Raw genomic sequence first — 24,773 nt, forward strand, 5'->3', positions numbered from 1 at the left:
GGCCGGGTGATCATGCCGAGCATGCTACTGCCGGCGACCCCACCCCTGACCCGAGCAGGGGAACCGTCTGGCTCGGCCGGATGGCGGCTGGAACGATGAAGGCGTGGCTACCAGCGGCGCGGTTCTCGGCGAGGCCTCGCCCGTCGAGGGTGCGCAGCTCCGGCTGTGGTGGGTCCGCCTGGACCGCGACGCGGCCGCGGTGGCGGAGGCGGAGCGGTGCCTGACCGCCGACGAGCGGGCCCGGGCCCACCGGGGCGTGCCCGTGGTGCACCGGCGTCGGGTCCTGCTCCGGGCGGCGCTGCGGCGCGCGCTGGCCGAAGTCCTCGATCGCGAACCCTCCGCCGTGCGCCTCGGGACGTCCGGGAGAGGGCGACCGGAGGCGCTGGACCGGGACGACGTCGACGTCAGCTGCTCGGCGTCGGGGGCGCTGGGGCTCGTGGCCGTCGCGACGGCTCTCCGCGTGGGGGTGGACGTGGAGGCGCTCGACGCCTGGTCACCCGACGTGCTGCACGAGCCGTGGCTGACGCCGGCCGAGCGCCGGGCCGTCCTCGACCTGCCCCCGGCGGCACGCCCCGCCGCGCTCGCCCGGAGCTGGACGCAGAAGGAGGCGGTGCTCAAGGGACGCGGCGTCGGCCTCGCCGGCGACCCGGCGTCGGTCGGCACTCCCGTCGGGGAACCCCGCGGGGGTCGCCTCGGCAGGTGGGATGTCAGCGCGCTCGAGGCGCCTGGGGGATGGGTGGCCAGCATCGCCACCTGCGCCGACCTGGCCCGATCCGTCCCCGCGCCGGCCACGCCCGTACCGGGCCCCCGTCCGCTGGCGCTCTGCGAGGCATTCCGATGACGACCACGCGCACGGCCCAGCTCGCCGACTTCCGGGCCCGCTGCGCGGCCGCCGATCCGGCGATGCCCGTCGATGACCTGCACGCCTTCTCGGTGCAGCGGCCGGAGATCTTCTGGCGCACGCTCCTGGACTGGTCGGGCCTCCCCTGGTCGGGTTCAGCCGAGTCCGTGCTGACCGGGTCGGACGTCGAGACCGCCCGCTTCTTCCCCGAGGTCTCGCTGAACTACGCCGAGGCCCTCCTGCGCCCCCTCCCGGAGGTGGACGACGCCGCGCCCGCGCTGACGGCCCTCCACCAGGACCGGGCCCCGGACCGGTACTCGCGCGGAGAGCTGCGTGCGGCCGTCACCCGAACGGCGGCCGCGCTGTCGGGGTGCGGGCTCGGCGTGGGCGATCGGGTGGTGGTCATCGCGCCGAACACGGCCGAAGTGGTGGTCGCCGTGCTCGGAGTGGCGGCCCTGGGCGCCACCGCCGCCACCGCGACCCCCGACATGGGAGCCGGCGCGCTGGTCGGCCGGTTCGCACAGGTCGAGCCGGTCCTGTTGCTGCTGGACCGCACCGGTATGGCCGAGGAGACGGCGCAGGCCCTGCTGGCGGGACTGCCCTCGCTCCGCCAGGTCCTCCTGCTGGACCGGCTCCCGCTGCCGGTGGCGCCGGCGGGCGTCGACGTCGGACGGCTGGCCGACCGGGTGGCGGAGTCCACGGATCCGGCAGTGGCGGAGTGGCCACGGCTGCCCTTCGACCACCCGCTGTTCGTGATGTTCTCCTCGGGGACCACCGGGCCGCCCAAGGCGATGGTGCACGGCGCCGGCGGCACGCTGCTCGAGCACGTCAAGGAGCACCGGCTGCACGGCGACCTCCGACCCGACGACACGCTCTACTTCCACACCACCACCGCTTGGATGATGTGGAACTGGCAGCTGTCGGCGCTGGCCGTCGGCGCGGAGATCGTCGTCTACGACGGGCCGCTGCGCGGTCCCGAGACCCTCTGGGAGCTCGTGGCCGAGCACGGCGTCACCGTGTTCGGCACCAGCCCGGCCTACCTGCAGCTCTGCCAGGAGCAGGGCTACCGGCCCTCGGCCGTGCTCGACCTGTCCCGGCTGCGATCGGTGCTCTCCACCGGCGCGGTGCTGCACGACTGGCAGTTCGCCTGGGTCGCGGAGAACGTCGGACCGCAGCCGGTGCAGTCCATCTCCGGCGGCACCGACATCATCGGCTGCTTCGTCCTCGGCCATCCCGAGCTCCCGGTCCGCCCCGGCCGCGCCCAGAGCCGCAGCCTGGGGCTGGACGTCGCCGCGGTGGACGACGACGGCGTCGAGCTCGTCGGGCGGGTCGGCGAGCTGGTGTGCCGCCGACCCTTCCCCTCGCGGCCGGTCGGGTTCCTGCACGACCCCGACGGCGCCCGGTTCCACGCCGCCTACTTCGCCCAGCACCCGGGCATGTGGACGCACGGCGACCTGGTCGACATCGATCCCGACGGCTCGGCGCGCCTGCACGGTCGCTCGGACGGCGTGCTGAACGTCAACGGGATCCGGATCGGCCCCAGCGAGATCTACACCGCCCTGCGGTCGGTCGAGGACGTGGCCGACAGCATGGCCGTGGAACAGCGGGATCCGACGATCCCCGGCGCGACGCGGATGGTCCTGCTCGTGGTGCTCCGACCGGGTGCGGAGCTGGACCACGAACTGGACCGCACGATCCGCCGAACGCTGCGCCGCGAGGCCTCGGCCGCCCACGTCCCCTCTCTGGTGCTGGCGGTGCCGGCCCTGCCGCTGACGCACAACGGCAAGCGGTCGGAGGCGGCCGCCCGCAGCGCCGTGAACGGCGAGGACGTGCGCAACGTCGACGCTCTGAAGAACCCGGACTGCCTGTCGGCGATCCGCACCGCCGTGGCTGCGACCCAGGGCACGACGGAGCTCGGACCGGAGCAGCTTCCCCGCCCGCGGTCGGCGTCGGCGGCGGACGTCGACGACCTGTGGCCGGACGTGGCCCGCATGTGGCGCGAGGTGCTCGACGTCCGGGACGCGCATCCGGACGACGACTTCGGCGACCTGGGCGGCACGTCCCGGCAGGCGATGCAGCTGCTGCGCAAGGTCTGGCTCGAGCTCGGCGTCGACGTGCCGATCACCGACCTCGAGGACCGGCCGACCCTGCGCGGTGTCGTGGCAGCCGTGGCCGCCCGGCGCTCGGCGACGCCCGAGGTCGCCCCCGTGCTGCGCCCGGGGCAGGGTCGGCCGCTGTTCGTGGTCAGCGATCTGTGGGGGCAGCTCAACTCCTACCACTCGCTGGTCCAGGGGCTGACCACCGAGCGCCCGGTCCGCGGCCTGCAGCCCGCACTGGCCGGGGCCGACGGTCGCCGTCACTCGATCGCCGAGGTGACCGACGAGGCCCTGCTCCTGCTCCGCCGCACGCAGCCCGCCGGCCCGTACAGCCTGCTGGGCTACTCCTTCGGTGGCCTGGTGGCCTACGAGATGGCGGCCCGGCTGCGGGGCGAGGGAGAGACGGTGAGCTACCTGGGGCTGATCGACGTCCGGCCGCCGACGGGCTCGTTCACGTCCGGCGACCGGGCGGCGCACCGCGTGGGCCGGGTCCTCAAGCGGCTGCGGACGGCGCTGTCCCCGGCCGGCCCCCGTGCCGCCGTGCAGTTCCTGCGCGACCGCCGGTCGGACGCCGCCGAGGACCCGGAGCGCCAGGCCTTCGTCCGCTCCTCGGAGGTGTTCGACGCCCACCGGCTCTCCCGCTACGACGGTGCGGTCACGTACTACCTGGCCGAGCGGCGCCCGCCGCTGGTCGGGAACGTGCTCGCCGCGTGGCGGCGCGTGGCTCCCCACCTCTTCGTCACCGAGGTCCCGGGCGACCACGACGACATCCTCGGGGACAGCAGGATCGACGTGCTCGCGGACCGCATCTCGGCGACCCTCGCGTGACCGATCAGTTCGTACCCGTGGCACCGAGCGAGGAAGCGGCGCCGGAGCTCCAGCGGCAGGCGCCGCGCGGCGCGGTCGCCGGGGCACTCGAGAAGGTCCGGCGCGTCAGGTTCCTCGGCTTCGGGCTCGCCGGCCAGGGGCTGAGCTTCGCGGCCATGATCGTGCCGATCGTCTGCCGGCAGACCGAGCAGGTGCTCCTCCTCGTCCTCGTGTCGGCGATCGCGGGGCTGGTGGTCAACGCCGGGATGCTGGCGTTCCCGTTCGTCTACCCCGTGGTCCGGGGCCCGCGAGCGGCGCGGGTGGCGACCGAGGCCTCGCTGGGGGCGCTCGTCGTCGTCTCCCTGCTGCTGCTCGCGCTGACCCCCGTGGAGGGTGCCCTCGACCTGCCGCGGGGCACCGCCGCGGCGGCGGCCGCCCTGACGGCATCCTGGGGGCTGCACGCCGTGGTGGCCACCCGGCTGGTGCGGGCGGGGGACCGGATCGGCATCGGCCTCTCCCGCCTGTACTACGGTGCCGCGGTCCTCGTCGTCGCCGTCGTCACCAGCGTCACCGACCTGGGCGCCCTCGCCCTCTCGTACGGAACCGCCGGGGCCTACCTGGTGGCCGCCGGGCTGCTGATCCCCCGGCGGTCCCACTGGGGGCCGCCCCTGCCGGGGTTCCGCGGGCGGGCGCGACGCCGATTGCTGCGCGCCTATCTCGCCCGGTCGGTCCACCCGACCCTGGCCAGCCTGGCCAACGGCTGGACGAGCATGCTGCCGGGGCTGGTCCTTCCCGGGCTGGGTTCCGCCGCCGCTCCCTGGGCCGTCGTCACGCGGATCTGCGGGGGGTTCGCGACGGTGCTGATCGCGGTCGCGGCGCCGCCGCTGGAGGCGGAGCTGAGCCGGGCGATCCGGACCCGGGACCACGTGGCCTTCGCCGCCGGCCGGCGGCGGGCGTTGCTCCTCGGTGGGGCCAGCGCGGTCCTCGGCGTGGGGGTCGGCGTGCTGCTGGCCGCCTACGCCACCGCTGGGGCGGCGCTGGACGCGTGGCTGCTGCCGGTGCTCGTCGCCACCGTGCTGTTCTGGGGATCGCTCCTGGCCGGAACACTGGTGAACCGGCTGCCGAACTTCCTGGGCCGGGACCTGTCCCGGCTGTGGTGGGACACCGGCCGCGCCGCGGTGCTCACGGCGGTCTTCCTCCTCACCGACGGCACCACCCGGCTGATCCTGATGGGCGTGGTGCTGACCGGATCGGCGCTCGTGCTGCTCCCGATGACGCGGTGGCAGCCGGTGGCGCGCTGATCAGGCGCGCTCCCCCGTCGATCAGCGACCGGCCGCCTGCCGCAGTCGGTCGCGCACGTTCCGCACCCAGGGCGCGCGCTGCTTGGCCCACCGGACGGCCCCACCCCGCGCGAGTACCGCGCGGGCGACCAGGCCGCCCGGAACGCTGCGCGGTCGCACGAGCAGCAACCGTTGGTTGGCCACCGGCTCGGGGTGCCAGCGCAGCTTGTACTCCTCCTCGCCGCGGAACATGGTGAACACCGGGCGCTCGAGGGTGGCGGTGAGCTCCAGGTCCTCGCGCATCATCGCCACCGCGACGTCGAAGCGGGCGCGCGCCTCGGGGGCGATCCCGGCCAGGTAGGAGCCGACGAACTCCGTACCCACCAGATGGATCTGGCTGGCCACGTGCTCCCCCTCGAGCGAGTACTCCAGGACGGCGGCGTGCCCGGCGGCGACCATCGCGGGCACGGCTGCGGTGAGGTGCCGCGCGAACCGCTCCCGCCCGTGCTCGGCGGTCATCCCGCGGCCGGCCCACTGCCGCGCGTGCAGGTCGAGCAGCCGGCGCACGGCCTCCTCGGCCCCGTCTGCGTCCACCGGCCGGCAGGCCAGGCCGAGCTCGTCGGCCCGGCGGAGCTTCTTGCGCACCGCCTTGGCCGACGAGGACCGCAGCGTCGTCAGCAGCTCCGCCACCGGCCGGCCCGGCACCTGCAGCATCACCGAGGCGGCGAGCCGGTGGACCCGTGCGGGCCACGCGGAGGGCAGCCGGGATGCGGCCGTCCCGGGCCGGACCTCGGGCAGGTCGAGGGCCTGCCAGCCGCGCAGCCCCAGCAGGGCGCCGACGAGCCGGTCCAGGGCCTCGTCGTCGGCGGCCAGGACGTCGGAGACGTCGCTGATCTCGTCTCCGAGCGGGGCCAGCACCGGCACGCCGCCACGCCGGACCACGTGCAGCGGAGCGGCGCCGCGGAGCACGCCGTCGCGGCGGACCAGGACGATGCGCAGTCGGCCGGCCCGGCCGTACTCGCGCCACCACGAGGTCAGCCAGGCATGGGACTGGAACGGCGTCGAGTTCGGCGACCCGGCGTGCAGGGCCGCCCACTCGACCGCGATCGCATCGAGAGCAGCGGCGTCCTGGAGCACCGTGGTGCTCCAGGCGACCGGCTCACGGCTCACGTCGCCGCTCCGGTCCTGCGACGGCGCGGCCGCGGGGGGACGGTGGCCGCGAGCAGCAGGCCGAGGGCGGCGCCGAGGGTCCCACCCCCGGCGGGGACGAGCCACACCGGCACGGTCGCCTGCTCGGGCAGCGGAGGCGCCGCCACGAGGGCGGTGTCGAAGGGCTCGACGGCGTCGAGCCCGACGAGCGTCCGGACCACCGTCGCCGCCGTGCGCTGGGCCCCGGCCGCGTCGGCTGCCCGGCCGGTGACGCTCACGACGGGTGCATCCGGAGCGGCCTGCACGAGGACGAACGACCGGGGGTCCTCCGCCGCCTCCACCTGGCCGGCCACGCGGAGCGGCCCGCTCACGATGCCGGGCGACGTCGCCAGCCGTGCCAGCGCCTGCGCGCTGCGCGCCGCGTCGCCGGCCTGCCCGACGTCGTCGGCGGCGACCACCAGGTAGGCGGTCGACTCGTACACCGGGGCACGCAGCACGTCCAGGCCCAGACCGGCGCCCACGCCGATCGCTGCGGCCAGCAGCGCCCACCACGTACGCCGGAGCAGCACCCGGACGCCCGGCAGCCGGGCGTCGGACCCGACGGCGTCGCTCACGGCGCGCTGCCCGCTGCCACCGGCACCCGGGCTCCGGCGGTGGCGGCGGCCGGCAGCCCGTCGTCCAGCTCCTGGTCGGCAGCCGCCCAGCCGGCTACGCCGAGCAGCACCGCCAGCAGGATCGACCACGGTCCGCCCAGGTCGCTGGTCAGCATCCCGACCAGCGCGAAGGCCAGCATGCCGACGCCGGCGAGGGAGGTCGCCGTCGCCTCGTCCTGCCGCGGCCGGGCCGATCGCACCAGCCCGCGGCCGAGCACGACGAGGAAGGACGCCACGAAGACGGCGGCGGCCACGAGTCCGAGCTCGCTGGCCACCAGCAGGTAGAAGTTGTGCGGCGACTCCAGCGCCACCTGCTCGAAGTCCGAGCCGAGGGCGATGTCGCTGGACCCGAGCAGGGCGAGGTCGGCGTAGGCGTCCCGGTGGTCGACGAACGCGTGCGGGCCGACTCCGGTCCAGGGATGGTCGAGCGCCATGCCGGCGGCGGCGTGCCACAACGAGAGCCGGTCCACGAAGGACTGGTCGGGGTCGCTCTCCGCGGTGATCAGGCTGTCGAGCCGATCGGCCAGCTCGCCCTGCGAGGCGAGGACGACGGGAACGGCAGCGGCACCCAGCACGACGCCGGCGACGACGATGCCGAGCATCCGGGCCGGCCGTCCCCTGCTGACCACCACGATCGCGGCGACGGCGGTGGCCAGCCACGCGCTGCGGCTCAGCGAGAAAGCGAGGGGCAGCACGAGGAATGCCGCGCCGGCCGCGGCCCACCACCGCCGGACTCCCGGCAGGACGACGGCCCACGCCAGGCAGATGAGCAGGCCCAGGGCGCACAGGCCGGCCAGCGCCCCGATGTTGTAGGCCCCGAAGGTGCCCACGGCCCGGATCGGTTGGCCGCCGATGCCGGCGCCGGTCCGCGTGAGGGCCTGGACGATGCCCACGGCCCCCTGGACCACGGCCAGGCCGACGACGCTGCCCAGCACCACCCGGGTGTCGGTCCGGGACCGGAGCGCCACCATGACCGCGATCGGGGTGAGGCAGAACAGCTGGAGGAATCGGACGCCGCCGACGACGTTGCCCGGGAAGTTCGGCGCCACCAGCGCCAGTCCGACGCTGATCAGCCCCAGCGCGCCGAAGAGCAGCGCCGGAACCGAACGCACGACGGCGGCGTTGCCTCCCCTGAGGAGCTGGAGGGCCGCGACGCAGACCAGGACTCCCAGGACGAGATCGCTGACGGTGACCAGGGGTCCCGCTCCGGTCGAGGACGACGAGAGGGCGATCGAGATGACCGCGGCCGCCACCCACGTGCTGGGACGCAGGACGACGGCGCGCACGCTGCTCACGTCATCCCCCTCGGCCGCCGGCCGCGGGTCGGCCGGACGTACACGCATGATGGCAGCCGAACCTGCTGGTACGCGGGCCGCCGCGGGGTCCTCCCCGGTACGGGTGATGCCCGACCTGGCGGGCACCCCGTGACGGCCGCGCCGGGAGCGTCCCGCCCCGGGCTCCGGAGGCGCCGTCGGCGCATGGCCCTCCTCGTCGCGGTCCTGGGCGTCGTCGGGGTCGTGGGCGTGCGTGCGTCGGGCGGACCCGACGAGCGCACCACGGCGGCGTGGGGGACGAGCGCCCTCGTCCTGCCCGTCATCCCGGTGGGCGGGCAGCTGACGGGCGGGCGTCAGACGCTCGACTCGGCGCTCGCGACCGTGGAGGGAGCGGCCGCGGCCGGGGCCACGGGAGTCCAGATGACCGCCGACGTGCACTGGCTGTGCGCGGAGGACCCCTGCGACACGGCGCCGCTCGAGCCCGTCGTCACCCGCGCCGGCGAGCTCGGGCTGTCCGTGTACCTGCACGTCGTCGGAACGCCGGAGTGGATGGACGACCGCGGCCGCTGGTACGCCCCCGAGGGGGAGGACGCCGAGCGATGGGCCGGCCTGTTCGCGCAGTTCGTCGACGCGTTCGGCACCCGGGTGGCGGGCTACGAGGTGTGGAACGAGCCGAACAACGAGGAGTTCTGGCGGCAGGGCCCGGATCCCGGCAGCTACGCCGACCTGCTCAAGGCGAGCTGGCTGTCCGCCCGCGACCGCGATCCGGATGCGCGGCTCGTGGGCGGGGTGCTGAGCAACAACGACCTCGGCTACATGAGCGCCCTCAGTGCGGCTCTCGCGGAGCGCGGCGGGAACGCGGACAACCGCTTCTTCTACGACGACCTCGGCGTGCACCCGTACACCGGCGACGAGAGCAGGGGCTTCGCCCCGAACCTCCCCGCCGGGTCGGCCGATGTGCGCGTGCCGACCGGCGTGAAGGACATGACCTTCCTCGGCGTCGAGCGGCTCCGGGAGCAGGTGGCCGAGGACGAGGGCCTGTGGCGCGACGTCGTCATCGGCGAATTCGGCTACGACACGACTCCGGGCGCCTGGTACTCCGTGCCGGAGCCGCAGCGGGCCGGTTACATGGCCGAGGCGCTGCGCCGGGCCTCCTCGTGGACCTGGGTCCGCTCCTTCACGCCGTACACGTACAACCCGGCGGTGGGTGAGGGGTTCGGGATCGATGGAACCCCCACCGACGCGGCACTGCGCGACGTGGCCGCGGAGTCCTGGTGACCGGATCGAGGGGGCGGGTTCCTTCGTTCGGGGGGCGCTGGGCAGCCTCGGCGGAGGGCGAACCCTAAGGTCGTGCGGGTGACGAAGCGGGGAGGGTCGGGAGCGCGGCCGCAGCAGCGTGCGCGCAAGACCCGGAGCACCGGCGATCCGGGGACGAAGGCAGCCCCGGCCACCGCCGTGCCCGCGGACGTCGTGCCGGCGGAGACCGCGGGTCCCGGCAGCGAGGCCGTGCGGCCGGCCGGGTCGTCCGCGGCCGCCGGCACCGCAGCGCCCCGCCGCGGCCGCCGCTGGCCCGCGGTCGTGCTGCCCCTGCTGGGCGCGCTGCTGCTCGCGGGGGCGGCTCTCGCCTACGTCCTGACCAGCCCCGCCCGGTACTCCGCCGAGGCGCTCGTGGCGGTGCTGTCGGAGGACACCGACGGAGCCGTCTCGGAGCCGCTCACGTCGATCTGGGTGGAGATCGGCAACTCCGACGCCGTGCTGGACCGGGTCACCGACGAGCTGGGCGTCAGCCGATCGGCGCTGGACGAGGGCCTGACGGTGTCGGTCTCCTCCAGCGCCCCGCTCATCTCCATCCGCGCCAGTACCGGGGACGCCGAGCGATCGGCGGCGTGGGCCAACGCGACCGCCGAGGCCCTGCTGGACGAGGACGACGCCGATCGGGTGCCCGGCTGGTCCCTGGAGCAGGTGACCTCCGCGCAGCCCGCGCAGAGGGCCGACCAACCCCCCACACTGCTGCTGGTGGCGGCCGGCGCCGTCCTCGGTGCACTGGTCGGCGCGAGCGCCGCGCAGCTGCTCGCCGCCCGGGCCCGTCGTCGGGGTGCCCGCGCCTGAGTCAGCGCGGCAGGGACTCGTAGAGCTCGTCGACCACCGCGGCCACGCTGCGGACGTCGAGCTCATGCAGCTCCGTCGGGCAGGACCGGTCCGTCGCCGGCCGGGCGAGCGCCTCCTGCAGCGCAGGTTGCACGGCGGCATCGTCGTCGACCGCGATCGCCCGAGGCACTGGCTCCCCCAGCTCCTCCAGGGCGGGGCAGCGGCGGTAGATGACCGGCAGCCCCGCGGCCAGCGCCTCCGGCACCACGAGTCCGAAGGTCTCGTAACGGGAGAGCGAGACCAGCACGTCCATCGCCGACAGGTAGGGGGCGACCGGCCGCTCCCCCACCAGGTGCACCCACGGCGCGACCCCCAGCTCGGCGGCGCGGGCGGCGAGCCGGTCGCGCTCGGGCCCCTCGCCCACGACCAGCAGCCGCCGGTCGGGGCCCAGGCCGGCAGCGAGGACGGCGACCAGCGCGTCGAAGCGCTTGCCGGGGTACAACCGACCGACCGCTCCGACCACCTGCGCATCCGGCGGGATGCCGACCGCCTCCCGCACCGCGGCACGGGCGGAGGCGTCGAACGCGAGGGCGGCGACGTCGAGCCCGTTCGGCACCGTGCGCACCCGGTCCGGTGCGACTCCCCAGGCCAGCAGATTGGCGCGGACCGCCTCGGAGACGGCGATGGTGACCCGTCCCAGTCGCTCGGCCGCCAGGTAGAGCCCCCGGACGCCGCGCGTGGCCGGCCGGCCCTCGAGCTGGTCGTCGAGCAGCGAGTGCTCGGTGGCGACGACCCGGCGGACGCCGGCCAGCCGCGCGGCGAGCCGGCCGTAGATCGATGCCCGGTAGAGGTGCACGTGGACGACGTCGACGCGTTCGCGGCGGATCAGGCGGGCGAGCCGGAGGACCGCTCCCACCTGCTTGTTGCTGCGCATGCCCAGATCGGTCACCGGAACGCCGTCGGCGCGCAGCTGCTCGGCGACGATGCCGGCGTTGTAGAGCGCGACGACCGAGGCCTCGTGCCGGCTGTGCTGCAGGAGAAGCCGCAGCTGGGTCTCCGCTCCCCCGGCGGCGAGCCCGGTGATGACGTGCAGGACCTTCACGCCGTCACGCCGTCCCGCCGTCGCGGTCGGCGGCGCAGGTGGTGGTAGGCGAGCTTGGCGGTCAACCGCAGGGCGTCGTCGGCCTGGCCGACGTAGAACCGCGGCAGGGTGAAGCGGTCGCTGACCGAGTAGTCCTTCACCACGCAGGCGTGGTCGTAGCCCACTCCCTGTGCCGCGTCTGCGGCCGCTCGGTCGAAGCTGCCGTAGGGGTAGCAGAAGCCGCGGACCGGGGCGTCGAGCACCTCCTCCAGCACCTCGCGGCTGCGGCGCAGCTCGAACTCCAGCGTCGCCGGGTCCAGGCCCGCGAGCCGCGGGTGGGTCATGGTGTGGCTGCCCACCTCGTGCCCTGCGGCGGCGACCGCGCGCAGCTGGTCGGCGCTCATGAGCGGCCAGCGCGGCCCCTCGTCCCACTCGTTGGCGCCCGAGAGCTCACCGGCCACCATGTAGACGGTCGCCGTCATCCCGTGGCGGGCCAGCACCGGGACGGCGTGCTCGAGGAAGTCCGTGTACCCGTCGTCGAAGGTCAGCCCCACCAGCCGGCCCGAGCGCCCACGGTCGTGCGCGTCGACGAGCTCGGCCAGCGAGACCCCGCGCAGCCCGAGCCGCCGCAGCGTGCGCAGCTGCTGGTCCAGCCGGTCCGGGGAGACCCGCAGGAGGTGGGGGTCCGGTCCGGTCGAGGGGCTGACCGAGTGGTACATCAGGACCGGTCCGGTGCGCAGCACCGGACGCCGTGACGTGGTCATCGGCTGCCGCCTCCGATCGGGTGGGAGTCCGGGACGACGGCCGCCGCGTATGCCTCGGCCAGCGCCCGCGACTGAGACTCCACGGTGTTCCCCGAGAGCAGCGCCCGCCATCGCTCGACGTTGGCCGCCGGGTCCGCGAGGCAGGTGAGCGCCGCGGCGACCGGATCGGCGGGTCGCAGCTCCCCGGGCACGTCGTCGAAGGAGGGCACCGGTCGCACGAGCGTCGGCACGCCCAGGGCGACGGCCTCGGCGACCATCAGCGGGAACCCCTCCCAGCGCGCGGAGTGCAGGTAGAGGTCGGCGGCGGCGAGGCGGTCCAGGACGGCGGCGCGCGGCAGCCAGCCGGTGACCTCGACCTCGGCCCGCTCCAGGGCCCGTCGCGCGTCGGGCTCGCCGTCGCCGAGCCAGACGGCGCGCAGCTCGGGTCGGGCCCGGCGCAGCTCGGCGACGACGGCCGCGAAGTAGCCGGGGTCCTTCTGCGGTGAGATCCGGCCACCCCCGACGACGACCGGCGGCTCCCCCGGCGTCCGCTGCGCGAGGTGGGCCGGTACCGGTGCCACGTTGGGCACGAGCACCCGCCGCGCACCCGAGCCAGGCCAGCGGGAGAGCCGCTCCTCCCGCGGTGCGCAGGCGGCGAACACCGTGGTGTTGCGGGCGAGCAGCGCCTCGATGCCCCAGAAGGCGGCTCGCGTCGGCCGGGCGACGTCACGGCGCTCGAAGGCATAGCAGTGCGGCGTGTAGACGATGGGCTGACGACGCCGCCGCAGCGCGAGGCGGGTGTAGGCCCCGCCGTGGCTGGAGTGCGCGTGGACCACGTCCGGCCGCAGCTCCGCGGCGACCGCGCGGATCCGCCGGATCTTGGCCGGCACCGGGCCCGCCATGCGGTAGGTGCCCGCGAACGCAGCCTGGTCGGCGAGGTCTCCCTCGGCGTCCACGGCCGTCGTGGAGAGCAGGAAGTGCTCGGCCGAGGGCAGGGAGCGGCTGTACTGGGCGATCGCCGAGCCGACGCCGCTGCTGAACTTCTCGACCACGTGCAGCACGCGCCTCGGGGCACCGTCACCCTCGTGAGCGGTGGTCCGGGTGGTCGTCACGCGGTGCATCATCCAACGGCCCGCATGGCCGGGCCCAAGGCCCGTCCCGGAACGGTCCCCCTACCGGGTGGCGAATCACCGCTCCGCGCCGACCTGCGCTTCTGTCTCGTACCGTGTTGCCAGCACGATCTCCGCTCGGGACGTCGCCGTACCGCTTCCGTCGTCGCAGCTACGGAGCGTAACGGCGTACCGAGTTCGGTCGTGCGCCCCTCACCGGGCGTGCATGACACATCCCATGGGGCGGCACAGTGCGAACCCTGGGACGAGCAGCTGCGGTCCACGGAGGCCGGAGTCGCGGGAAGGGCAACGGAGCAGAGGGGGCGTGCAGTGAACGATGACCCCGTCGCGCGGGTTCCCGTCGACTGCCCGCGCCCGGGGGCGCGCGCCCTCACCGACGCGACCTGGCGGCTGCGCCTCCTGCTCACCCTCGTCCTGCTGGCCGCCGGCTTCTGCCTGCTGACGGCGCTGGCCGGATCGGCACGGGCCGCCACCGCCGCGGTGGCCGAGACCGCCCAGCCGACGACGTCGGGCGCCCTGCCGTCCTGGCTCGCGTCCTCGCGGCAGGACGGTCAGGGCACGGACGCGCCGGCCAACAGCGCCGAGCCCCCTCCCGCGGCCTCTCCTCCGGGACAGTCGTCTTCGGACTGCGCCTCCTTCCCGGACACGCCACCCCTTCTGGCCACCGGGGCGCCGTGCCCGGGCCCGGGTCCGGACGGCGGGCTGCCCGCGCTCCCCGACCTCCCGCCCACGGTGCCTGACGCGCCCGGCAGCGACGGCCGACCGGGAGCGGACGGAACACCCGGGCCGCTGGACCCTCCCGTCGAGGTGCCGATCCCCACCGTCGACCTCCCCGCGGCACCCGTGACGACGGTCGACGAGCGCGCCACGTCCCTCTCCTCATCCGCGCCCGTCGCCCCGGCCTCCGTCGCGCCGGCACCGGCCCTCGACGGCGACGCCGGCGCGGCCACCGAACCGGCTCGGCCGCCCGCTGAAGACCCCTCCGTCCCGCCCCGGTGGGCGTCCGCTCAGCTCACCACAGGTCCCCTGCGGCCGGCCGGCCCCGTGTCCGGTGCCGCCCTGGCCCCCGAGGTGCAGACGCCGCAGCCGCTCGAGCCGGTGCCCCTGCCGCCCCCGCCGCCGAACCCTGCGCCCCCGGTGCCCTCCGGTGGGTCCGGAGGCCCCGCTCCGGCGGGCCACCCCCAGGTCGGCTCGGGCGGCCACGACGAGGGGCATGATCTCCAGCTCGCCGTCCTCAGCGACGCCCTGAGCACGGCGGTGGCCCAGGCGCCGGACAGCTTCGTCCTGCAGTGCGGGGCACTGGTCCTCGACGCGGCCCACGACCCGGGTAGCCGCCCCGACTGATCCGGCTGCGGCACACCGTGGCGCTCCCCCCCGCCACCTGGCCCCAGCACGCACGGGCACGGCTCCGCCGTCCCACCGCCGGCTCTCTGCCCGGCCCGGATCTCCCACGCGCCGCTGAGCGCGCACTGCTCAAGGACTGGTCATCATGCGGCAGGACCTCGACGTCGAACGGCTGCCCCTCGGCGGGAGCCTCGCGCCCCCATTCAGCTCGGAGGCCCGGCCACGGACGCTGGCCGCGGTGTCCTCGATCGACGTCACCTCGGCGCGGCCGGGATGGCGCCGGCTGACCCGGGTCGGTCTGCGACCCTTCGTCCTGGCCCTCGACCTCGGCGCTCTCGCCCTCGGCCTCGCCGCGACGGTGGCGGTCAGCTGGCAGCTCGATCAGCCGGTTCCGGTGCGGTCGACCCTGGTGTTCGCCGGCACTCTCCTGTTGTTGCTCGCCCTGGGCGGCCTCTACCGGTCTCGGCTCTCCCTCTCGGTGCTCGACGACTTCCCTGCCCTGACCGGCCGCGCGCTGGTCGCCGCCGCCCTGGCCGTCGTCGTGCACATCTCCTGGTCGTCGGCGTCCGGCCTCCCCGCTCCGGTGGAGTGGCGGTTCCTCTGGGGTGCCCTCGCCACGTGGGGCGCTCTCGTCGTGCTGCGGGGCGCCGGTTACACCGTCGTCCGACGGCTGCGGGCCCGCGGGCTGGTGGCGTACCGGACGCTGATCATCGGGGCTGGTCAGGTGGGCGTGCAGGTGGCTGACGTGCTGCAGTCGCACCCGGAGTACGGCCTGCGCCCGATCGGCTTCCTCGACGACGACCCGCCGGACCACGGCGCCGCGCAGCGCCTTCCGGTGCTGGGCGGCCCCATCGAGCTGCCGCGGATGCTGCAGCGCGGCGGGGTGCGGACCGTGGTGGTGGCCTTCTCGTCGATGAAGTCCTCGGAGATGGTCAGCCTCATCCGTACCTGCGACCGTTTCAGCTGCGAGCTCTTCGTCGTACCGCGGCTGTTCGAGCTGCACCAGGTCGAGGCCTCGATGGACAACGCGTGGGGTTTTCCCCTGGTCCGCCTGCGCCGGGCCACCTACCGCTCGCGCGCCTGGCGGGTGAAGCGGGTCGTGGACGTGGCGGTCTCCGGCCTGGCGCTGGTGGCGATCCTGCCCGCGCTGCTGCTGATCGCCCTCGCCGTCCGCCTCGACGGCGGCCCCGGCATCCTCTTCGGGCAGGAGCGGGTCGGCGTCGACGGGCACCGGTTCTCGGTGCTGAAGTTCCGCTCGCTGCGACCGGCCACGGAGGTGGAGTCCGCCACGACGTGGAACATCGGTGACGACCCGCGGGTCACCCGGGTCGGCCGCTTCCTGCGTGCGACGTCGCTGGACGAGCTGCCACAGCTGATCAACATCCTGCGCGGCGACATGAGCCTGGTGGGTCCACGACCGGAGCGGCCGCACTTCGTGGACCAGTTCCGCAGCCTCTACCCGAGCTACGAGGCACGCCACCGGGTGCCGTCGGGGCTCACCGGATGGGCGCAGATCCACGGCCTGCGCGGCGACACCTCCATCGCCGACCGCGCCCGGTTCGACAACTACTACATCGAGAACTGGTCGCTCTGGCTCGACGTGAAGATCATCCTGCGTACGTTCAGCTCGGTCCTGCGCGGCGCCGGTCGCTGAGGGTCAGGGCGCGGAGTTCTCCGCGCGGCGGCCGGGCAGCGCCTCGGGGAGCTCGAGGGAGAGCGCGTCGGCGGAGCGGCGCAGCGCCCACTCGGCGGGCAGCACCAGGCGCGGCGCGACACCGACGAGGACGGCGACGAGGAACGCGACGCCGGCCAGCGCCTCGCCGGACTCCTCCACGAAGGTGGCGGTGACGGTGAGCGACGCGGGCGCGAGCACGGAGAGCGCGGAGAGCCCGACGGAGGCGACGGCGTAGCCGGTCAGGCTGCCGAGCACGCGGCGCCGGTCGCGGCGCTCGCCGCGGCTGAAGACCCAGAGGACGGCGACGACGGAGAGGGCGAGGACGGCGCTGAGCGCGAGGGCGGCCGGGCGGCCGACAGCGTCGGCGAGGGCATCCATCGCGTCGGCGTGCACGTTGCCACCGGCCTTGACCGAGGCGATGCCGGCGGCGATGAGGCCGACGGCGAGCCACCAGGTGCGGCGGCCCTCGTTGCGAGCGGCGCCCGCGACGGCGGCGAGGGCGGCGACCGCGAAGAGCCCCGCGACGAAGAGCCGGGGCAGGGAGAACGGGGCGTCCATGGAGAGCAGGCGGGCGCTCTCGCCGGTGGCGCCGGTGAGGCGGAGGACGTAGCCGATCGACATGAGCCCGACGGCGGTGGCGGCAAGGCCGATGCCGACGGGCGGGAGCGGCACGGCGCGGCGGCGGACGCGCGCGGCGGGGGCGGCCTCGGCCTGCAGCGCGAACGACGCGGTGGCGCCGGGCGTGCGCTGGTCGGCGAGGCGGATACCGCGGCCCAGCACCACGGCGAGCAGGGTCGCGAGGACCAGCCAGCCAGCCAGCCCACTCACGATCCAGACCCACCACACATCTGCTCCATCGGCAGGCGGATCGGAAAACCTGACCGGTCCGTCTCGGCGTGAGGTCACATCCGTCACAGGAGCATGTCTGAACCCCGTCCGTCGCGGGTAGAAGCGGGGCTCACTGAAGTGGCCGCCCGGTTTGGCAAGGCACGCCCGACCTGACGGCTCTTCCCGGGTCTGGTCCTCCCGTAGGAAGAAGCCATGAGCGCAGTGTGGTTCGTAGCGGCGGCGTGGATGGGTCTCGCGCTGCTCCTGGCGACGGTCATCGGCCGCGCCGTCCGCATCGCCGACGACGACGCCGAGCTGGTCACCGAGATGAACTTCGTCGTCGACTCCAACCCGCTCGAGGCGTTCGCCGGCTCGGCCGGACCGGGTGTGCCCGGCCCCCGCTGACCCCGGTCGGCGTTCTGCCCCGTAGGGGGCACACCGCCCCCGGACGCTGCGGTTCTGCGCCTACCCTTCTGCGCGAGCACCAGCAGACGGGGGACCCATGAACAGCGACGACGAGACCGGCGCGGACGACCGCACCCCGCTCGGCCTGGACGACCTGGACCGGGACGACGACCCGGCGCAGCGGTCGCACGGCGGCCGTCGGGCGCTGGCCGCCGTCACCGCGTTCGTGCTGATCCTGGTGCTGGTCCTCGGCGGCGTCGCGCTGTTCCTGGTGGACCGCTACGCCGGCAACGTGGACAAGGTGGGCGACGTGTTCGCCGGGCTGGACGAGGACACGCGCCCCGCGCCGGCCACGCCCGCCGAGGGCGGCGGTGACCCGCTCACCTTCCTGCTCGTGGGCTCCGACACCCGCGCCGCGCCGCAGGACGGCGAGCTGCCCGGCGGTCGCTCCGACGCGATCATGGTCGTGCGGTTCACCGCCGACCGGAAGCACGCGCAGCTGATCTCCATCCCGCGCGACAGCTGGGTCGACATCCCCGGCCGCGGACTGAACAAGATCAACGCCTCGTACGCGTTCGGCGGGCCGACCCTGCTCATCCAGACCGTCGAGCAGCTCACCCAGCTGCGCATCGACCACTACGTGGCCATCGACTTCGAGGGCCTGATCCAGGTGACCGACGACCTGGGCGGGGTGGATGTGGACGTCGCCTCGACGACCAAGAACGGTCCATACACCTTCGAGGCGGGGAACATCCACCTCGACGGCGACCAGGCCCGCTGGTACCTGGCCGAGCGCAAGACGCTGCCCGGCGGCGACTTCGACCGCGTGAAGCGGCAGCAGCAGTACCTGCAGTCGATGTTCAGCAAGCTCTTCAGCGCCGACACGTTCAGCAGCCCCACCCGGCTGGACGGCGCACTGCGCGCCGTCACCAGCGCGGTTGCCGTGGACGACGGCCTGGGCAACAACGAGATGCTGTCCCTGGCGCTGTCGCTGCGCGACGTGACGCCGGAGAACATCGACTTCTTCACCGCGCCGGTGCTGGGCACGGGCATGGAGGGGCCGGCCAGCGTGGTCTACCTCGACAACACCGCCTGCGAGCGGATGTGGAGCTACCTGCGCAACGACACCCTGGGCAAGAACGCCGCGGAGTTCGAGGCCGACGCGCTTCCCGACGTCCCCCGCTGACGCGTCCGAGAGCTGAGGGGCCGGCGTCGAGACGCGTCCGTCAGCTTCCTTCGGACCCAGGCTCCATCCGGCTGCCGCACTCGTCGCACCTCGCGCAGCGGCGGACGTCCGGCCGCCACCGAGGATTCAGACGGTCCCTTCCTTGGCGCACCGCACGGGACTCGAAGAGCGTGGTGGCACCGCCGCAGAGCTCACAGCGATGGTCGCCGGGTCCCAGGGGTCGTCGGCGCCGCTGCCGCTGCACCGCTGAATTGTGACAGAACTAGCCACCCCGTTTCCGGAACTCGCGTACTCGGAGCTGGTCCACGCCGATCCGCTAGAACGGCCCGGTCGAGCAGTCGAGCAGCCCGCTGACATGACTCGGCTCCCCCACCGCTTCCGTCGACGTGCGCGACAGGACCGGCCCGTTCCCGCCTGTCCCTCCGCGGCGAACGGTCGTGGTCGTCGTCGTGACGATGACGGAGAAGACGGCCTGTGAGGTTCCGTAGTAGACGTACTCGGGACCGAAGTTCAGCAGGCACCACTGCGCGGGCAGCGAGCCGTCCGCGGGGCCCGTCGCAGTGACCGGCTCGGACAGTCGCGAGGCGTAGGTGGTCGTGACGCAGGTGGTCTGCCCTTTGGCGAACGTGCACCCCGCCGGCGACGGCGAACCGGCCACCGCCGGGACCGCAGCGCCGAGGAGAACGGCGATGGCCGATGAGCAGACGACGAGCAAGCGATGGCTCGACATTCCGGACCCCCGTGGGTTCCGCGCAGGGCGACGGATCTGCACCCGCCGGGATGGCCTGCGGATGACGGACGCTAGCCCGGCGCACATCGCGAGAAAGCCCTTCAGCAGCGATGCCTCGACTTCACGAAGGGGTTCCCGGCGGCACCCGGGCGGAGCGCGGTTACTCGTCAGATGGCGCGGTGCGCCAGGTACTCGGTGAGCGAGAGCCGCCATTCGGGCGTCACGAAGCCGGTGGCCTGCAATTTCGCGAGGTCGAGCACGCTGTTGAGCGGCCGAGGGGCGATGCCGGCCTTCCCGGCGAAGTACTCGGAGGTGCTCACGCGGGTCACGTCGTCGGCAGAGCGGCCGCGCGCGGCGAACACGGCAGCGGCGACGTCGGCCCAGCTGGCCGGCTCCCCCCCACCGGTGAGGTTGTAGGTCCCGTAGGGCGCGTGTGTCTCGACGAGGTGCCGGATGCCGGCGGCGAGCTCGCCGGCGAAGGTGAGCCGGCCGATCTGGTCATCGACGACCGAGGGCGAGATCCCTCGGTCGGCCAGACCCGCCATGGTGCGGACGAAGTTCCCGCCCTCCCCCACGACCCAGGTGGTGCGCACGAGCCAGTGGCGCTCGATCGCTGTGGCGCGGGCATCGCCATCGGCCTTGCTGCGGCCGTAGACCGACAGCGGCGAGGGCGGGAGGTCCTCCGGGATCGGGCCGTCGTGGGTGCCGTCGAAGACGTACTCGCTGGAGATGTGCACGAGCGCCGCGCCGTGCTGCTCGGCGGCCGCGGCCAGGTGGCCGACCGCCTCGACGTTCGCAGCACGGACGGCGGCGTGGTTGGCCGGGTCCTCGGCGGCGTCGACGGCGGTCCAGGCGGCGGCGTTGAGGATGACGTCGACGCCGTTCCAGTCGCGGCCGCGCACGGCCGCGGCGTCGGTGACGTCGAGCGCTGCCCGGTCCAGCGCGACGGCCTGCGGGAACTCGCGCCGCAACGCGCGGCCGAGCTGACCGCCTGCGCCGACGATGACTGCGTTCACTGCCCCTGGGCCGCGTACTGCGCCTCGACGCCGTCCTTGAGCGGGCGCCACCAGCTCTCGTTCTCCCGGTACCAGTCGATCGTGGCCGCCAGGCCGTCGCGGAACTCGGTGAACTTCGGCGTCCAGCCCAGCTCGGTGCGGAGCTTGGTCGCGTCGATCGCGTAGCGCAGGTCGTGCCCCGCGCGGTCGGTGACGGAGTCGAAGGCGTCGGCGGGCTGGCCGGTGAGCTCGAGGATCAGGCCGAGCACCTCGCGGTTGTTCTTCTCCCCGTCGGCGCCGATCAGGTAGGTCTCCCCGGAGCGGCCGCGGTCGAGGATCGCGTGCACGGCGGAGTTGTGGTCCTCGACGTGGATCCAGTCGCGCACGTTCTCCCCCGCGCCGTAGAGCTTGGGGCGCAGGCCGGTGAGCACGTTGGTGATCTGCCGCGGGATGAACTTCTCGACGTGCTGGTAGGGCCCGTAGTTGTTCGAGCAGTTCGAGATGGTGGCGTGGATGCCGAAGGAGCGCACCCAGGCTCGCACCAGCAGGTCGGAACCCGCCTTGGTCGAGGAGTACGGGCTGCTCGGGTTGTACGGCGTCTCCGGCGTGAACTTGGCCGGATCGTCGAGCTCCAGGTCGCCGTAGACCTCGTCGGTGGAGATGTGGTGGTACCGGACGCCGTGCTTGCGCACCGCTTCCAGCAGCGTGAAGGTGCCGACGATGTTCGTCTGCAGGAACGGCGAGGGGTCGCGCAGTGAGTTGTCGTTGTGCGACTCGGCGGCGAAGTGGACGACGACATCGCTGCGGCTGACCAGCCGGTCGACCACGTCGGCGTCGGCGACCGAGCCGTGGACGAACTCGATGTCGTCCCGCACGGGGGCGAGCGAGGCCTCGTTGCCGGCGTAGGTGAGCGCGTCGAGGACCGTCACGTCGAACTCGGGATGGTCGCGCAGCGTCTGGTGCACGAAGTTGGCGCCGATGAACCCGGCACCCCCGGTGACGAGCATGCGCATCGTGTACTGACTCCCAGGGCGGACCCCTCGGCGAGCGGACCCTTGGCGTCCACTGTCACGGGGTGAATCGTCTACCTGCCGTAGACGCTAGTTGGCAGAGCTCCGACCTGCGCGCTTCCTCCCCTCGTTGGGTGAGCCGCGGCGTCGTGCAGGTGCGGTCAGCCCGCGCGGCGCCCCAGCGCACGGTAGGACCAACCCGCGTCGGTCCAGGCCGTGCGGCTCAACGCGTTGCGCCCGTCGAGAACCCGCTTCTGCGCGACCACCTTGCCGAAGGCGACCGGGTCGAGCTCGCGGTACTGCTTCCACTCGGTCAGCACGAGGACGGCGTCCGCGCGCTCCGCCGCCTCCTCCGGAGTCGCGGCGTAGTCCAGGTGCGGCCACTCACGGCGACTGTTCTCGATGGCTGCCGGGTCCGTCACCCGGACGACGGCGCCCTGGAGCTGGAGCTGCTGCGCGACGTTGAGGGCCGGCGAATCGCGGATGTCGTCGCTGTCGGGCTTGAACGCCGCCCCGAGCACCGCCACGCGCTTGCCGAGCAGGGAGCCGTCCAGCACCTCTCGTGCGAGCTCCACCATCCGGATCCGCCGGCGCATGTTGATGTTGTCGACCTCGCGCAGGAACGTCAGCGCCTGGTCGGCCCCGAGCTCGCCGGCTCGGGCCATGAACGCCCGGATGTCCTTGGGCAGGCAGCCGCCGCCGAAGCCCAGCCCCGCATTCAGGAATCGCCGACCGATGCGCTCGTCGTAGCCGATTGCGTCCGCCAGTTGCTTGACGTCCGCGCCGGTCGCCTCGCACAGCTCCGCCATCGCGTTGATGAAGGAGATCTTGGTGGCCAGGAAGGAGTTCGCCGCGGTCTTGACCATCTCGGCGGTGGCGTAGTCGGTGACGACCTGCGGCGTGCCGCGCTCGACGATCGTCGCGTAGACCTCGTCCAGCAGGGCCCGCGCGGTGTCGCCGTCCGGGCCCGCGGCCAAGCCGTAGACGAGGCGGTCGGGGTGCAGGGTGTCCTGAACGGCGAATCCTTCGCGGAGGAACTCCGGGTTCCACGCCAGGAGTGCGCCGGGGACCTTTCCTGCAACGAGCTCCGCCAGGCGCGCCGCGGTGCCCACGGGAACGGTCGACTTGCCGGCGACGAGCTCACCCGGGCCCAGGACGTCGATCAGCGACTCGGTCGCGGCCTCGACGTAGCGGAGGTCAGCTGCGTACTCGCCGCGCTTCTGCGGCGTTCCCACACAGAGGAAGTGGACCTGTGCGCCGCGCGCATCCGAGAAGTCGGACGAGAAGCGCAGACGGCCCGAGGCGAGCGAGCGGGCCAGCAGCTCTTCGAACCCGGGCTCGTAGAAGGGCGTGCGCGCGTTCGACAGCGCCTCGATCTTCTGCCGGTCGACATCGATGCCGACGACGTCGTGGCCCAGCTCGGCCATCGATGCGGCGTGCACCGCGCCGAGGTAGCCGCAGCCGACGACCGAGATCTTCATGCCGCGCTCCCGTCCAGATCGGACCAACGACAGGGCCCCCTGTGCTGTTGATCAGGTCAGAACGTAGCGGCTTCCTAGCGGGTTGCCATTCGCGGGCACCCCGACTTCCGGATCTTGAGCACCGTGAGCGCGGGGGAGGTCCGCGCCGCACCGATCCTCGCAGCAGGGATCAATAGGCCCCGGACCCGCGCACAACTGCGCCGATGGTTTTCCAGAGGATCATGAAGTCAAAGGTCAGTGACCAGTTCTCGACGTAGCGCACGTCGATGCGCACCGAATCGTCCCAGGACAGGTCCGATCTCCCACTGACCTGCCAGAGGCCAGTCAGCCCAGGCTTTACCAGGAAGCGCCGGTGCATGTCGAAGCCGTAGCGCTCGACCTCGCTGGGCAACGGGGGACGAGGGCCCACCAGTGACATGTTCCCCTTCAGCACATTGAACAGCTGAGGCAGCTCGTCGAGGGAGTACCGCCGAAGGACCTTGCCGACCCGTGTGACGCGAGGATCGCGCCTCTTCTTGAAGAGAACTCCGTTGCCGTCGCTCTGCTCGGACAGGGCGGCCACCATGCGGTCGGCACCCGGAACCATCGTGCGGAACTTCAACATGGAGAACGTCTGGCCGTCACGGCCCACCCGCTCCTGCCGGAAGAACACCGGCCCAGGACTGGTGAGCTTCACGGCCATCCCGATGCTCACGAGGATCGGCAGCAAGAGGATGGCGCCCATGCCCGCGGCCGTCTTGTCGAACAGATCCTTCGTGATTCGGCGGATGCCGGTGAGTTCCGGGCGCTCCATGTGCATCAGCGGCAGCCCGCATACCGGTCGGATACGCACCCGCGTGCCGACGATCTCCGTAATGGCCGGCGCCAACAGGAGCTCCGCCCGAGTCTTCTCCAGCTCCCAGCCGAGTCGGCGAAGAGCAGGACCGTCCAGCTCGGGGCAGGGCAGAACGGCGACGGTGTCGACCTCGTAGCGCGACACGACTTCAGCGACGTCGGACAGGTTTCCCAGCACCGGAAGGCCGTTGAACGCATCAGCCTGCGGGCTGAACTGCTCGACCGGCAGGCAGCAACCGATGACTCGGTAGCCGTGGAAGGCCTCTCGATCCAGCTGCTCGTCCAGCGCAGCCACAGCACTTCTGTGCCCCACCAGGATCGTGGTCTGCAAGTACTCGCCACGGCCGCGGGCCCGATGCAGCCCTTGGCGCTGTGCATACCGGTGCACGAGCGTGAGCAACGCCGCCAGGGGAACGGCGAGGATGACAAAGCCTCGTGCGACGTCGAGCTTGAAGGCCCACGAGAACGTGCCGAGCGCAGCGAGCAGCATCATGGCAGCGAAGAAGACGCGTCTGAACTCTTCTGCGCCGACCCAGAGGAAGCGCTCTTCATAGCTGCGCGCGACGAGCATCGACCCGATCCAGATGACCGGCAGGGTCAAGGCAGCCGCCAGCGAGGCGCGAGCAACCCCTTCCCCTCCTGGGCCGAAACGGACGAGGTACCCGGCCAGGCCGGCCAAAGCAGCGCAAAGGCCGTCGCCCAGGACGATCCGACGGACGTAGTGGCCCCGCCAGGCGCGGCGGGCCTCGGTGCCAGCGCCACGGAGCGGTGACGAATGGACCTGCCAGCCGCGAGCCCCTGGCCGGTCATGACTCCGTGCGCTTTCACGGACGTCGATCATCGACAAGCTGGGCACCCCCGTGCACCCTGAACCACCAAGAACGTGCCGCCAAGTCCCGGCATCAGCAGGAACTTTTTCGTTCAACCGGCCAAGACGGTAGTCCGCGAGCGGCGCCTACGGAAGGGCTGTGGCGACCCATGCGACGTCACACTCCGTGTTGAGCCAGTCGCTCCAGCGTGGCGCGCCGCCGGCGGCGAAGACCTCGGCCGTTTCCCCAACGCCGGAGCGAGATCACCAGGCCCCGCGGTGCGCAGGCGCGGCCCCGGCGCGCTTTGGGTTCACCAGTTCGGGGTCTCGATGTC

General features: G+C 73.4%; 21 protein-coding genes. 9 read left to right on the top strand and 12 right to left on the bottom strand.

Annotated features, from left to right (window positions below):
* Nucleotides 1-103: 103 nt before the first annotated feature.
* The 3 genes from DQ237_RS10270 to DQ237_RS10280 are packed head-to-tail and all read left to right on the top strand — an operon-like array spanning nt 104 to nt 5,045.
* Nucleotides 104-841 carry a 4'-phosphopantetheinyl transferase superfamily protein gene (locus DQ237_RS10270; protein WP_113799795.1) on the top strand — a complete coding sequence of 246 codons (738 nt, stop codon included), beginning with the start codon at nt 104-106 and terminating at the stop codon, nt 839-841.
* Nucleotides 838-3,765, top strand: a complete 2,928-nt coding sequence (locus tag DQ237_RS10275; protein WP_113799797.1) for an acetoacetate--CoA ligase — start codon at nt 838-840, stop codon at nt 3,763-3,765. The genes DQ237_RS10270 and DQ237_RS10275 overlap by 4 nt, the downstream gene beginning before the upstream one ends.
* Complete coding sequence (locus tag DQ237_RS10280) at nt 3,762-5,045, top strand: hypothetical protein (RefSeq protein ID WP_113799799.1); 1,284 nt, start codon at nt 3,762-3,764, stop codon at nt 5,043-5,045. The genes DQ237_RS10275 and DQ237_RS10280 overlap by 4 nt, the downstream gene beginning before the upstream one ends.
* 21 nt (nt 5,046-5,066) lie before the next feature.
* Here the strand turns inward: DQ237_RS10280 and DQ237_RS10285 are convergent, their stop codons facing one another.
* From DQ237_RS10285 to DQ237_RS10295, 3 genes are read right to left on the bottom strand one after another with little or no spacing between them, the layout of a single operon-like run.
* Nucleotides 5,067-6,194, bottom strand: coding sequence for a GNAT family N-acetyltransferase (locus tag DQ237_RS10285; protein WP_113799801.1), 1,128 nt, complete (start codon nt 6,192-6,194; stop codon nt 5,067-5,069).
* Nucleotides 6,191-6,787 (bottom strand): hypothetical protein, encoded by a 597-nt coding sequence (locus DQ237_RS10290; RefSeq protein WP_113799803.1) that lies wholly within the window; start codon nt 6,785-6,787, stop codon nt 6,191-6,193. Before DQ237_RS10290 ends, DQ237_RS10285 begins: the two co-directional genes overlap by 4 nt.
* Nucleotides 6,784-8,121, bottom strand: a complete 1,338-nt coding sequence (locus tag DQ237_RS10295; protein ID WP_166509563.1) for an O-antigen ligase — start codon at nt 8,119-8,121, stop codon at nt 6,784-6,786. Before DQ237_RS10295 ends, DQ237_RS10290 begins: the two co-directional genes overlap by 4 nt.
* Nucleotides 8,122-8,304: 183 nt before the next feature.
* Between DQ237_RS10295 and DQ237_RS10300 the strand changes: the two genes are divergently transcribed.
* Both DQ237_RS10300 and DQ237_RS10305 read left to right on the top strand, forming a co-directional pair.
* Complete coding sequence (locus DQ237_RS10300) at nt 8,305-9,378, top strand: hypothetical protein (RefSeq protein ID WP_113799806.1); 1,074 nt, start codon at nt 8,305-8,307, stop codon at nt 9,376-9,378.
* A gap of 78 nt (nt 9,379-9,456) precedes the next feature.
* Nucleotides 9,457-10,209 (top strand): hypothetical protein, encoded by a 753-nt coding sequence (locus tag DQ237_RS10305; protein WP_166509564.1) that lies wholly within the window; start codon nt 9,457-9,459, stop codon nt 10,207-10,209.
* A gap of 1 nt (nt 10,210) precedes the next feature.
* Here the strand turns inward: DQ237_RS10305 and DQ237_RS10310 are convergent, their stop codons facing one another.
* Genes DQ237_RS10310 through DQ237_RS10320 form a run of 3 tightly spaced genes read right to left on the bottom strand, consistent with a single transcriptional unit; the run spans nt 10,211 to nt 13,124 of the window.
* On the bottom strand, nt 10,211-11,290 hold the full coding sequence (locus DQ237_RS10310; protein ID WP_113799811.1) for a glycosyltransferase: 1,080 nt from the start codon (nt 11,288-11,290) through the stop codon (nt 10,211-10,213).
* Nucleotides 11,287-12,033: a polysaccharide deacetylase family protein gene (locus DQ237_RS10315; protein ID WP_205730157.1), complete on the bottom strand. Its 747-nt coding sequence runs from the start codon at nt 12,031-12,033 to the stop codon at nt 11,287-11,289. Before DQ237_RS10315 ends, DQ237_RS10310 begins: the two co-directional genes overlap by 4 nt.
* Nucleotides 12,030-13,124 (bottom strand): glycosyltransferase family 4 protein, encoded by a 1,095-nt coding sequence (locus tag DQ237_RS10320; protein WP_166509565.1) that lies wholly within the window; start codon nt 13,122-13,124, stop codon nt 12,030-12,032. The genes DQ237_RS10315 and DQ237_RS10320 overlap by 4 nt, the downstream gene beginning before the upstream one ends.
* 327 nt (nt 13,125-13,451) lie before the next feature.
* Between DQ237_RS10320 and DQ237_RS10325 the strand changes: the two genes are divergently transcribed.
* A complete protein-coding gene (locus tag DQ237_RS10325; RefSeq protein WP_113799815.1) occupies nt 13,452-14,486 on the top strand; it encodes a hypothetical protein in 1,035 nt (344 codons plus the stop codon).
* Nucleotides 14,487-14,631: 145 nt separating this feature from the next.
* Nucleotides 14,632-16,140: a sugar transferase gene (locus DQ237_RS10330; RefSeq protein ID WP_113799817.1), complete on the top strand. Its 1,509-nt coding sequence runs from the start codon at nt 14,632-14,634 to the stop codon at nt 16,138-16,140.
* 3 nt (nt 16,141-16,143) lie between these two features.
* Here the strand turns inward: DQ237_RS10330 and DQ237_RS10335 are convergent, their stop codons facing one another.
* Complete coding sequence (locus tag DQ237_RS10335) at nt 16,144-16,989, bottom strand: hypothetical protein (RefSeq protein ID WP_240619553.1); 846 nt, start codon at nt 16,987-16,989, stop codon at nt 16,144-16,146.
* A gap of 213 nt (nt 16,990-17,202) precedes the next feature.
* Between DQ237_RS10335 and DQ237_RS19420 the strand changes: the two genes are divergently transcribed.
* Complete coding sequence (locus DQ237_RS19420) at nt 17,203-17,394, top strand: hypothetical protein (protein ID WP_147251777.1); 192 nt, start codon at nt 17,203-17,205, stop codon at nt 17,392-17,394.
* Nucleotides 17,395-17,491: 97 nt separating this feature from the next.
* A complete protein-coding gene (locus DQ237_RS10340) occupies nt 17,492-18,580 on the top strand; it encodes an LCP family protein (protein WP_113799821.1) in 1,089 nt (362 codons plus the stop codon).
* A 316-nt stretch (nt 18,581-18,896) separates the two neighbouring features.
* On the opposite strand, the gene DQ237_RS10345 is transcribed toward DQ237_RS10340, so the two are convergent.
* From DQ237_RS10345 to DQ237_RS10365, 5 genes are all read right to left on the bottom strand, one after another.
* A complete protein-coding gene (locus tag DQ237_RS10345) occupies nt 18,897-19,310 on the bottom strand; it encodes a hypothetical protein (RefSeq protein WP_113799823.1) in 414 nt (137 codons plus the stop codon).
* Nucleotides 19,311-19,477: 167 nt separating this feature from the next.
* A complete protein-coding gene (locus tag DQ237_RS10350) occupies nt 19,478-20,326 on the bottom strand; it encodes a sugar nucleotide-binding protein (RefSeq protein ID WP_205730158.1) in 849 nt (282 codons plus the stop codon).
* A complete protein-coding gene (gene rfbB / locus DQ237_RS10355; RefSeq protein ID WP_240619554.1) occupies nt 20,323-21,312 on the bottom strand; it encodes a dTDP-glucose 4,6-dehydratase in 990 nt (329 codons plus the stop codon). Before rfbB ends, DQ237_RS10350 begins: the two co-directional genes overlap by 4 nt.
* A 164-nt stretch (nt 21,313-21,476) precedes the next feature.
* Nucleotides 21,477-22,796 carry a UDP-glucose/GDP-mannose dehydrogenase family protein gene (locus tag DQ237_RS10360; protein WP_113799829.1) on the bottom strand — a complete coding sequence of 440 codons (1,320 nt, stop codon included), beginning with the start codon at nt 22,794-22,796 and terminating at the stop codon, nt 21,477-21,479.
* Nucleotides 22,797-22,965: 169 nt separating this feature from the next.
* On the bottom strand, nt 22,966-24,471 hold the full coding sequence (locus tag DQ237_RS10365) for a sugar transferase (protein WP_113800105.1): 1,506 nt from the start codon (nt 24,469-24,471) through the stop codon (nt 22,966-22,968).
* Between the last annotated feature and the right edge of the window lie 302 nt (nt 24,472-24,773).

Origin of the sequence: Blastococcus sp. TF02-8 (assembly GCF_003319175.1) — a bacterium.
Lineage (GTDB): Bacteria > Actinomycetota > Actinomycetes > Mycobacteriales > Geodermatophilaceae > Blastococcus.